Origin of the sequence: Syntrophomonas sp. UBA1041 (genome assembly GCF_002316705.1) — a bacterium.
Classification (GTDB): Bacteria; Bacillota; Syntrophomonadia; order Syntrophomonadales; family Syntrophomonadaceae; genus DTU019.
This window is the reverse complement of record NZ_DCEA01000104.1, coordinates 1-10949: the sequence shown is the minus strand read 5'-3', so window position 1 is coordinate 10949 and position 10949 is coordinate 1. Positions and strand designations below refer to the sequence as shown.

At 45.1% G+C, this 10949-nt stretch carries 11 protein-coding genes; 10 read left to right on the top strand and 1 reads right to left on the bottom strand.

Going from position 1 to position 10949, the window contains the following annotated elements; all coding sequences use genetic code 11:
- The 10 genes from B2633_RS15045 to B2633_RS15000 all read left to right on the top strand — a co-directional run.
- Positions 1-369 (top strand): hypothetical protein (locus B2633_RS15045; protein ID WP_483171530.1); only part of this gene is annotated, 369 nt, incomplete at its 5' end.
- Between the two features lie 1028 nt (positions 370-1397).
- Positions 1398-2261 (top strand): hypothetical protein, encoded by an 864-nt coding sequence (locus tag B2633_RS15040; protein WP_483171529.1) that lies wholly within the window; start codon positions 1398-1400, stop codon positions 2259-2261.
- 664 nt (positions 2262-2925) lie between these two features.
- Positions 2926-3459: a DUF1697 domain-containing protein gene (locus B2633_RS15035; protein WP_483171528.1), complete on the top strand. Its 534-nt coding sequence runs from the start codon at positions 2926-2928 to the stop codon at positions 3457-3459.
- 407 nt (positions 3460-3866) lie between these two features.
- Positions 3867-4256, top strand: coding sequence for a GntR family transcriptional regulator (locus B2633_RS15030; protein ID WP_481039473.1), 390 nt, complete (start codon positions 3867-3869; stop codon positions 4254-4256).
- Positions 4257-4258: 2 nt separating this feature from the next.
- Complete coding sequence (locus B2633_RS15025; RefSeq protein ID WP_483171527.1) at positions 4259-5164, top strand: ABC transporter ATP-binding protein; 906 nt, start codon at positions 4259-4261, stop codon at positions 5162-5164.
- A 61-nt stretch (positions 5165-5225) separates the two neighbouring features.
- Positions 5226-6323 (top strand): ABC transporter permease subunit, encoded by a 1098-nt coding sequence (locus B2633_RS15020; protein ID WP_481039469.1) that lies wholly within the window; start codon positions 5226-5228, stop codon positions 6321-6323.
- Between the two features lie 47 nt (positions 6324-6370).
- Positions 6371-7447, top strand: coding sequence for an ABC transporter permease subunit (locus B2633_RS15015; protein WP_483171526.1), 1077 nt, complete (start codon positions 6371-6373; stop codon positions 7445-7447).
- A gap of 401 nt (positions 7448-7848) precedes the next feature.
- Positions 7849-9672: an LTA synthase family protein gene (locus tag B2633_RS15010; RefSeq protein WP_483171525.1), complete on the top strand. Its 1824-nt coding sequence runs from the start codon at positions 7849-7851 to the stop codon at positions 9670-9672.
- Positions 9673-9751: 79 nt separating this feature from the next.
- Complete coding sequence (locus B2633_RS15005; protein ID WP_483171524.1) at positions 9752-9946, top strand: hypothetical protein; 195 nt, start codon at positions 9752-9754, stop codon at positions 9944-9946.
- Between the two features lie 51 nt (positions 9947-9997).
- Complete coding sequence (locus B2633_RS15000; RefSeq protein WP_483171523.1) at positions 9998-10498, top strand: enoyl-CoA hydratase-related protein; 501 nt, start codon at positions 9998-10000, stop codon at positions 10496-10498.
- 69 nt (positions 10499-10567) lie between these two features.
- Here B2633_RS15000 and B2633_RS14995 read toward each other — a convergent pair whose 3' ends face one another.
- A complete protein-coding gene (locus B2633_RS14995) occupies positions 10568-10708 on the bottom strand; it encodes a hypothetical protein (protein WP_483171522.1) in 141 nt (46 codons plus the stop codon).
- Positions 10709-10949 lie beyond the last annotated feature (241 nt).

The window sequence follows — 10949 nt, the reverse complement described above, 5'->3', positions numbered from 1 at the left end:
AATACTTTTGAGCAAGATATTAAGGCAGCCAATCAGCGTATTAATAATCCAACATCAAAACTGGTTTGGGGCTTTAAACTACGCGCGTTATTTATTCCAAAAGAATCTGGATATGATATCCTTCCTTTACAGGATAATGAATCGTATGGTTTAAAAAAATATGAGATAAAAGGGTTGGAGAACATATCGGATTCTATCGTAAAGGAAACTAAGGCTGCTAATGGCCAAACAGAGGAGGCGGTCTATGGGGGTAATACTACCTCGAATGGAAAAAGTGTTACTAATACTCAGCTTATAATTTTGGGGATTGTTCTTCTAACAGTAGGTACTGGATTATATCTAAGGTATAGAAGAGCATTAGAAGGTTAATATACCAGGCTTAGGGCCGCGGACTAGTAGCCCTAAGCTCAGCTATAATTCTTAGGATGTCAAGGGAGGGGTGTCAGCAACCCCATTCCTCTGACACCAATCGAAAACTGTAACGGGGACTCCCCGTAGCACATAAACCGCCCGGTGGGATGTCACAGGGCGGTTTTTTTAAGTGCGCCCGGCATGGGCGCAGTCTAAAGGGTGAAAGTCCCTAGTGCGGGTTGATAGTGCCAAGCACATAGCCAAGGGCAAGGGTGTCCTCGGCGACGAGGAATCTGAAGGAAGCCGGCGGCAAACTTCCGGTCTGACGAACAGAAACCACATAAGGCATTGTAGGCTGGGTAAGGTTGCTTAACAAACTGAAGCCCTAAACTATCTGGAAGCTTGCGGTGTAGATGTGGCAGATAGATGGAAGGAAAGACTGCGCCCTTACCCGGGGAGATCTCACGGACGGACGGAAACAGAGTAAGAAGTCCGGTTGCAAGGTGTCGGGGGGACGGGGTTGGTGACAACATGTGAAGTCGCCAACCCCGTCCCCCCCGACACCTAGACTTCGATTCACGCCTTATAACCTCAAAAATAACATTACAATTCATCTGAGCTGCTACAACCTTTACAGTGACTTTTCAGGATGTCCATTCGATAGTCGTACACGCTCCTTTCTGCTCACAAATCCACAAATTAAATGGCAAAGATCCGATTTTATTGGCTATATACAACTTCAAATGGTCCTATCACATTATAATCATTAACAAAATATTCAAATATTGTAAAATGTGCATTAGGTATGGCCAGCAATGTTAATGTAACAATAGGAGGCCAAACATCGAAAGTGTCACTAAGCAATCACATAAAACCTTAGTGCTTATCAGTATTGATTTAATTTGATTTAAAGCCAAGAACCCACTAATTAGATTATTTAATATAACTGTAACGGTATCGGGCTACATGCGAATATAGCATTAAAAAGATTAATTGATTTACATCGAAAGATTCATTAAATGATCACAAACAGTAGGAAGAATATTATGAATGAAATAAAAAGAAGTCTCATTGGAGTATTCATATGTGCATTCATGTTGTTGGTGATAGTCTTTATTAATCAACTACCTGACGAAAAAACAGATGCACAACCTAAGCCTGATTTAACTAATGTATTAACCCGTGTTGAAATTGAAAAAGCATTAAGCAAAAAAGGATTTCATCCGGCAAAGGTTGTAGAAGATGATGGAACTTATAAAAGAAATGATATTACTCCTGTAATATATTACCTTAACGATACAGATGCTATTATTCTTTATGATTTCTCCTCCATAGCAGAACGCGCCCGCAATGTGTCTGTCATCTATTTGGCAGACGCGCTGACATATGATTACCCCCTGAGTGATAATTATGTTCATTGGACTTTGACGATACGCAACTTTTCGCTTGTGTACAGGATTAATACTGAGGCAATGCCTCAGTCAACATTTGAAAATAAACTGAATGATTTGCAGAAAATAAAACAAGTGGCTTTAGATTTTAACAATGGAAAAGAAGCCTTGCTTTATGGTAAGGGCCAAAACTGGGAGGCGCAGGCATTTGTTCAATACTACCAGATTTGGTACGAAGATAAGGATGGAATTCACGCTGACCAATTATCCGAACAAAACTTAAACGTGAGATACTGCGGGCCTGAAAATGAAAAGCCCCAGTCAATACAGTATGAATATATAGGTGGTGGTATTGGAAGGGGATCTTTTCGGACTATATCCGCAGATAATGATGAATGGGTAAGGGTTTTTAGCAGGAGAGGTAGTGGTTTTATACCGAATCCCAAGACTGTTTGCACTCTAAATCTGATGTGGGGCAATAACAATGAAACGATTACTATGACACCGAAAATCAATTGAGGACCAGCTGGCTCTTTTCTGTGGTATCCACAAGAATTATAAAGAGTTTAGTAAAACAGTATAATATACCCAAACAGCTAATTTAATAGCTAGGGTATAGAATTCGGAAATGGGGAGCTATGGTTATAAATTCAGTTATTATCATTATTATTTTATATTTAATATTCAGTTTATTACGTAACAAATACGATAAGATTCGATTATTTCGGGTATTAGGTTTAATTGTTTTCTGCGTAATGGTGTTAATAATTAATAGTGCTTTGTCACGCTTTACAGTAGGTGTAATGTGGAATACGAATGATTATACCTGGCTTTATTGTGTGTTTGGGTATTTTTTTGTTGTTCTCAGTATATTTTATTTTTGGTACAAAAAAGGGAAAAGGTTAATTATTGATTGTGCGATTTTTTGGGTATTAAGTATTGTTTGTACATATTTGCTTTTTAAAGGCTACTGCCATATATTCACATATTATTATTATAAATTAGGCATGTAAATATGACGAGTTTACAATGAGCAGCGGCCGAAGCAAAAACTTACCATGACGAAAAATGGGTAATGTTTGAGCCGGTTGATACTTCCATGTTTAACGACTTTATTCAGTTGTTAGGCATTAAGAGAAAACCAAACCGAAAATAACACTTTGGAATTTGATGAGGAAAAGCTATGATGAAAAGATATATTGCCTTTTTAAGGGGCATAAATATAGGTGGTAAAAATAAAATCCCAATGTCTGAATTAAAGGCAGGTTTTGAAGAACTTAGTTTAGTAGAAGTTAAGACATATCTGAATAGCGGCAATGTCATCTTTTCAAGTGATGATGAGGATTTTTCCGGTCAAATTGAAACAATGATAAAAGACAGGTTTGATTTGGATATACCGATTTTTGTCATATTAAAAGAAGAATTGGAAGATATATTACATAACGCTCCCGACTGGTGGGGAACTGAAAACAAGGAGATATATGATAATCTAATTTTTATAATGCCGCCAACAACATTTGCCGATGTGCTTAGTGAGATAGGAGAGCCTAAAGAAGAACTTGAAAAGATAAAGGATTACAAAAAAACAGTATTCTGGTCTTTTAGTCGAAAGGATTATCAAAAGACAAATTGGTGGTCAAAGACTGCTAACGCAAACATTAGTAGCAAGCTAACAATACGAACGGCAAACACAGTTAGAAAGATAGTTAAGATGTAATAAATCAGCAAATTCCAATTTGCTGAAGGGTTTGGGAATAACCCAACAAGTAAAAATCACGTTTATCGGCACAGACGGAAAAGCGCGGTATAAACACCTCCCCCTATTGGTTTTGGTATCTGCAAAGCCTTTATTTTCAAAGCTTATTTTGCCTCTACTGCGTAACATTGATTGGAGTCTAACACCTGCCTCAGTCCCGGATTTTGTGAAACAATATTTTGCCGGGTGAATACCCTGGTCCTCATGGGCTGCGAACCAGGGAATTAATCAATCGATAATGTTTAAAATTAAATGCAGCGAGGTGATTTTCTCAAATTCGAGAGACACTCCGCTGTTTTTTTATTGACATGGTTTCGCTGTTTAATTATAATTGTACTATAACAAGTAGTACAAAAGAGGGTGGTCGCTTGTGGTTTGATATAAACCCGCGTTTGAGTACACCGGTATACCAGCAGCTGGTGGATGAAATAAAAGAAGCCGTGGCTCTGGGAATAATGGCTCCGGGGGAGCGTATGCCCACCGTGAGGGATATGGCTACGGGACTTTCCTTGAATCCCAATACTGTCGCCAAAGCCTACCAAAGGCTGGAGCAGGAGGGGATAATCGTCACCATGCGCTCCCGGGGCACGTTTATAGCGGATCGTTCCAGTGCTGATTTGAACCTGGCCAGAAAAAAGCTGACGGGACAGCTGGAAAAGGTGCTGGTAGAGGCTTACCATCTGGGCCTGGATCGCGCTGAGATAGAGCGATTGTTTGCTGAAAGCCTGGATAAATGGGGGAAAAGGGGAGGGAAGTAATCATGAATCTTGCCATAGAAACCAGGGCTTTATACAAGTCGTTTGACGGCTTCAAAGCCGTTGACGGATTAAATCTGGCGGTTTCCGCCGGTTCCGTATTTGGGCTTATCGGTCCCAATGGGGCGGGTAAAACAACTTTGATCCAGATGCTTGTGGGCATAATTCGTCCTGACCGCGGCGAAGCATTCATATTGGGGCGCAGTATCAAGGAAAAGGACGGCGGCATCAGAGACCAGGTGGGTTATGTGCCTGATGTCCCGCTTATGTATCCTGGCTTTACGGTTGCCGAAATGTATCGTCTGGGAAGTAAATTATACCCCTGCTGGGATCAGGGTCGTTGCTATGAATTGCACCGGGCTTTCAGTTTACCGGCTGGTCAGCGTATCCACAGTTTATCCCGGGGCCAAAAAGTGCAGGTATCCCTGGTTATGGCTCTGGCCCTGCGTCCGCGTTTACTGCTGCTGGACGAACCGACCGCGGGACTGGACCCGGTAGTCCGCCGGGCTTTTCTCCATACCATTATTGAAGAAGCCGCCAGCCGGGGGACCACCATTTTTTATTCCACCCACAACCTTAATGATCTGGAACAAAGCGCTGACCATATCGCGGCCATTTACCAGGGCAGGCTGTTGTTCAGCCGCTCCCTGGATGAGTTGAAGGAATCCATGCACCGCCTGCAGCTTGTTTTTGGGGGCGAGCCTCCCGGGGAGGCAATTGCATCGCTGCCGGGCTTGCTTAACTGGCAAAGCAGCGGGAAGGTAGCAACAATTACCATCACCGGTGAGCGGGACGGCATTTATCCCCGGCTAAGCGCGCTGGGAGCTGAAATGATCAAGGAGATGGACTTTGATCTGGAGAGTATGTTTGTGGAGTTAATGAAGGCTGAGGGCTACGGGTTTGGAATGTGAGAAGCGGGAAATGGAATCGGCGGGTTGAGGTCAGATGTAATGTCGACGGGCGGACTTAGAAATGGCTTGGGGAAGCGGGGGACGGAAGGATGCCTATGATCAAGGAGAAACCGGTGGGGATCAGAAGTACCGGGGTGGTGAAATTATGAGGTTAAAAGGCTTGCTCTGGATAGAATGGAGGCAATATCGCTGGTATTTCGCCCTGGCCTTTTTGGCAATAAGCCCGGAGTCTGTTATCTGGCCCGCAGCTATCTGGATTAACCGGCCGGATTCCGACGCCTGGTCTGTGGGCATTAAGAATATACTGGCGACCGGATCTTCAACCACCGAGACCGCAGCGATGGTTGCGGCGGTGCTCCTGGCTGCCCTGATGCTGGCCGGAGAAAGGGGGGGCGCCCTTAATTATCTGGTAGCTGCTCCAGTGAGCCGCAGGGAGATTATAATTTCCAAATTTATAAGCGGGTGGCTGGCAATTATAACAATGATGTCTGTTATCAGTCTGTTTTTTATAGTGGGTCAGGAACTGCGGCCTGGGCAATACAGCATTCCGGAGGTAATGGATTGGGCGGTTATTACCACCGTGGCCTTGCTCTGCCTGTTCAGCCTGGCTCTCCTGGTGGCCTCCTTTACCCGGGGGACTCTGGCATCGGCTTTAATCGCGACGGTTGTTACGGGCTTGCCCTGGATATTGATCACTATAGCCGGGCAGGTATTTAGCCGGTTCTACACTTTTTCCTCCCAGTTCGAAATAAAACTGCAGTTTTTAGAGACCTATCTTTTTATCCCCAATTATATCAGCCGGGATGGGCGTTTAATCAGCAATGGCGGTCTGCTTATCGATCGAGTGAAACCCGATTATCCTCTGGAGATAACCGTTTTATTGTTAGTTTCCGGCCTATGCCTATGGGGAGCTATGGTGTTATTTGAAAAAAACCACCTGGAACGCCGGGGAGAAATACTGCTTTTCGGTAACTTCAAGCATATCGCAATAATGCTGATATCCTTGCTGTCTGCTTTGCTATGGGCGGGGGAAGCTGCCGCGACCGCAGTCTTATATCTGGTTTATTTCCCGGTTATGTGGTTGGGGTCATATCTGTTCATATACGCTGCGGTCTGGTTATTAGGCTGGCTGGCCTGGAAGCTTGGGGCGAATGGCTAGCGCCGGCCTCCATTCAGGTACTTGTAAACATAGAGGGGGAGACATCAATGCATCTTTCAGCGGCAATGCAGGGGCTTTTGGATAAGGAATGGCGTCATAGCCGGGGGTATATGCTGGTTACCTTGATATTGATAGTCTATGCACCGGTAATTAAAACCTTATTCGGCCTGCTGCAGGGTGATACGGCGCTGCTTCAGTGGGGGCAGGAATTGAACTATGCACTGCACTTCGGTATCAATCAGATACACCCCTCGAATTATACCGGACTGCTGGAATGGCTTCCGTTTACGGGTTCTATTCTGTTAGGGATAATAATACTGGGTGCAGAACAACAGAGCAGTCTGAAATATCTGGTGAGCACCCCGGTTAGCCGCAGGCAAATTATTTTGTCCAAATTTATTCCCGGGGCAGCAACCATTCTCATTGCCATGCTCATGAACGCTCTATTTTTAATCGCTTTTAACTGGATACACCCTATGCCCTTCGAAAGCCGGGATGTGCTGAATTGGAGCATGCTAGCCGGTGCTCTGTGTCTGGCCTATTATACTCTGGGGCTGATGGCGGCCACCTTTAGCGTTGGTGTCTTGGCAGCAGGCTCTATTGTCTTTTTACTGAATATGTTGCCAGGTATGCTGACCGGGATGATCGATAATATTGCCGCACGTTATTTCGCGGTTAGCCAAGCGGTTTCTGTTCGTATTTATGCCATAGGGTCATATTTTAATCTACATGATTACATTTCCCGGAACGACCGGGATATCACTCATATAGATCATTATACAAACTTTATTACCATTACCGGCATAAGCAGCAACGGTGCTAATAGCCCGGATTACCTCTTGGAAAGCGGCATATTGTTAGTGGGGGTAGTGTTATTACTAGTCCTGGCAGTGATCATTTTTGAAAGGGTTTCCCTGTCAGCGGACGGCACCATTTTTACCAGCAACCGGACGCGCAAGTTGGGCTTGGCTATCGGAAGCGCATATATCGCCTATTTACTGGCATTCTCCTGGACACAGACCCTGCCGGCATTCAGTGTTTATATGATCGTGATAACCGGCCTCATTTATACGGGAACGGTCTTTCTGTACCGCTTCCTGCAGCGCCACCGGCGCCTCAGATAACAGGACAGCGACGTTGGGCTGAGAGAGGCAAGACAGGAACATTTCGTTGGTCCGGACTTTGGCCCGGTCAACCCTGAGGATAAAGAAAGAGGCAACCAGAGGAATAAGAAGAAGGCTTATCAATGCACCCCAGGTCAAGGCAACGCTTTCTGCTTATTACCGTATGCAACGGAAATGTATGATAAATCAGGACCGACCGTTCCGTTGGCATATTCTTGCCCTTATTCGAAAATTGCTTTATAGTAAAACAAGCTTAAGAATGCACGTAAGAGCCATCGAATAAACGGCTCTTTTTAAATTTATAAGTATAAGGCCACAGTCTAAAATGGACAGCGCGGGATATAATAACGGCTTTTAGGTGCTGCTTAAGTTAGAGAATTTGGGAGGAATGTATTTATGCCATGATGAAGCCAAATTTGCTGCGCTCAGGTTACCTTGATGCACCTTTGATTCTATCGTTTATTCTGCTCAAAGCGTGTTTCATCATACATTCCCTAAATTTGGCTCTGCCCGGAAGGATACTATTACTAAACTGTGGATTGCTCCTGGTCCTGACAGCCAGTACCTACCTGATGAGCCCATTTTGGCGCAGGAGTTTTCTCTACACACTCAATCTAAGCTGTTCCTTTCTTTTTTTAGCCGACCTGCTGCATTACCGCTATTTTAATATTCCCCTCACTATATATTCCGCTTTGCAGACAGCGAATTTAAACGGTTTGGAAGAAAGCATATTTGCTCTGCTGAAGATGAGCGACCTCCTTCTTTTCGCCGATATGCTGATCTGGCCTTTCTTTTTCTTGCTGACCGGTGCGGCCCGACTCCCCAAAAGCCGAGTCATTTTTGCAATCCAGTTGATTCTTGGCCTGGTATTGACGTGCTTCTATCCGGTGCAGCAAACCTACTATGAAAAAAACGATATCTTCCGCCGTTTTGATACGGCTATGACATTTAAAAACTTTGGCCCTCTGGGCTTTCATGCCGTGGATACGGCCTATTATATGATGGATAGAAATATCGAACTGACCGATGAAATAGAAGATCTGATCCTGGCCTGGTTTGACAACCGGGAGCTGCCGGGTGATGACCAGCTTTTTTCTGCTCTGCATGGTAAGAGCGAAGGGAAAAATTTGATCATTATACAGGTGGAATCCCTGCAGAATTTTGTTATCGGTGAGACTGTGGCCGGACAGCCTATTACGCCCAATTTAAACGAGCTTTTGCAACACAGTTTTTATTACCGGCATTTTTATCCTCAAACCGTCGATGGCAATAGTTCTGATGCCGAACTGGTGGTAAATAATTCTCTTTATCCCATTCGGCAAGGCAGCACCTTTTTCCGTTACCCGGGGAACCGGTTTAATTCTTTACCGATGTTGATGAAGGGTTATGGATATCGAACCGTGGCTATTCACGGCGACGAAGCCAGTTTTTGGAACCGGAATGTCGTTTATCCCAACCTGGGATTTGATGAGTTTTGGGATATTGATAAGTTTGCCTTAACAGATATCGTGGGCATGGGCCTCAGCGACACGGCTATGTTTGAGCAGTCGGCGGCTATGTTGAATGAGATTCCCCCACCTTTTTACTCTTTTATCATCACGCTTACCAGCCACTATCCCTTTTACATGCCGCCGGATAAGCAATATCTTGAACTGCCGCCGTCTTTGGACGGCTCCCATGTGGGGAATTACCTGCAAGCCGTACGCTATGCCGATCAGGCCATCGGCGACTTTATGCAGGAACTGGAGCAATATGGCCTGCTGGACAACTCGCTGGTGGTCATTTATGGAGATCATGACGGGCTTTTTGAAAAAGACAAACCGCAACTGGAGGAGTTATGGGCCGGGGAAGAGATTAGCAGCGAGGAATGGATCAGGGAATATCTGCCTGTACCTTTGATGATTTACCAGGCGGATTTTAAAGGAAAAAGGCCCGGGGTTTACGGCGGGCAGGTGGATGTTCTGCCGACGATCGCTTACTTAATGGGATTTGATCAGGAAACTGCCCGTTATGCCATGGGGAGAAATCTGATGAGCTTAGCGGAAGGCTTTGCCATCATTCCCAGAGGTGACTACATCAAGCAGGCGGCCCGTGTCAGCCCGGACGGCATTGATTACGATTTAGATGCAGACAGTGAAACGGAAAAAACTCTGCAAGTAGCGGATCTTATCATAAAGACCAATTTTTTTGTTATGAGTCAGGGAATGGCTAATAAGCAGGATTGACGGGGTTTCCAGATTGACAAGGCAGGTCAAGAGTATCCATTTCAATATCTGCTATCCTTTTCTTGCAGGAGGTGACGAATTGGATAATTGGGAGAACATAAATGCGGTGCAGAGGGTTCAGGATTATATTTCAGAAAATATCAATAAGCCCATCACACTATATATGCTAAGCAGGGCAGCAGGTTATTCTCCGTGGCACACTTCGCGGATATTCAAACTGGCACCTATGGGAGAACGGGGATACATTGAGGCCAGGCCTGTAAGAGCCCTCTAAATAAAGCCGGGGGGGGAGCGGGAGACATTCTTTTTGCTTCCCTTTTGTTTGTTGAAACAAGGGGTGCTGAAGCAAGAAGTTCAGGTTCATGGAATTGCCACTGCCGCTGGCTGCCAACTGGTGGCGGCCTGTGATTTGGCCGTAGCCTCTGATGATGCCTTGTTCGGCACTCCCGGCATGAAGATCGGGCTCTTCTGCAGTGCTCCGGCGGTCTTTCTAAGCCGCAGCATAGGCCGGAAAAAGGCCCTGGAAATGCTCTTTACGGCAGAATTTATGCCTGCTGCAGAAGCTCTGATCCATGGGCTGGTGAATAAAACCGTTCCCGCGGATCAGCTCGATGACGCAACCTATACGATGGCCGCGACCATCGCCCAATACAGCAAATCGTGTCTGGCCATCGGAAAACGCATGTTTTACGAACAGATCAACATGGACGACTTCAAGGCCTTAAACTATGCCAATGAAGTGATGGTTTTAAACAGTACGACCAAGGATTGCGAAGAGGGTATTCAAGCCTTTCTTGAAAAGAGAAAACCTGTTTGGATTGATTGAAACACTGGACGGTAGCGTCCAATCCCCGGCTCAACTTCAGCAGGCGAGCCGGGGATTAACTTTTTTAAGCTAGATTTGAGGCATTGAAGGGAGTCCCAAGCGATCTATAGCCAGGGGGGCTTTGTCAACCGCATCGCCTCGCAGGAAGGGCAGCAATTTGGAATACAGCGGTTCGGGTACATTCTTGAGCGGAGTATCGTCAACCCGCAAAATGATACTGGGTTTTAGCCGTGCCCTCTACGCCAGCTCATGGGCAGTATAGCCCCGGTTCTTGCGAAGTTCTTTTACGGTTTTGTTGCGGAAACGGAAAGAAAAAAACATAATATAGCATTATATGCAATCCTTCAATAAAAAAATAGGCAAAAATGCTTGCTTTACGAGAGGAGCAGGCAAAATATCTGTGTCCCCCGCATCAATTCTTCACCCTGTATATTAAGCAAATCCGGATTTG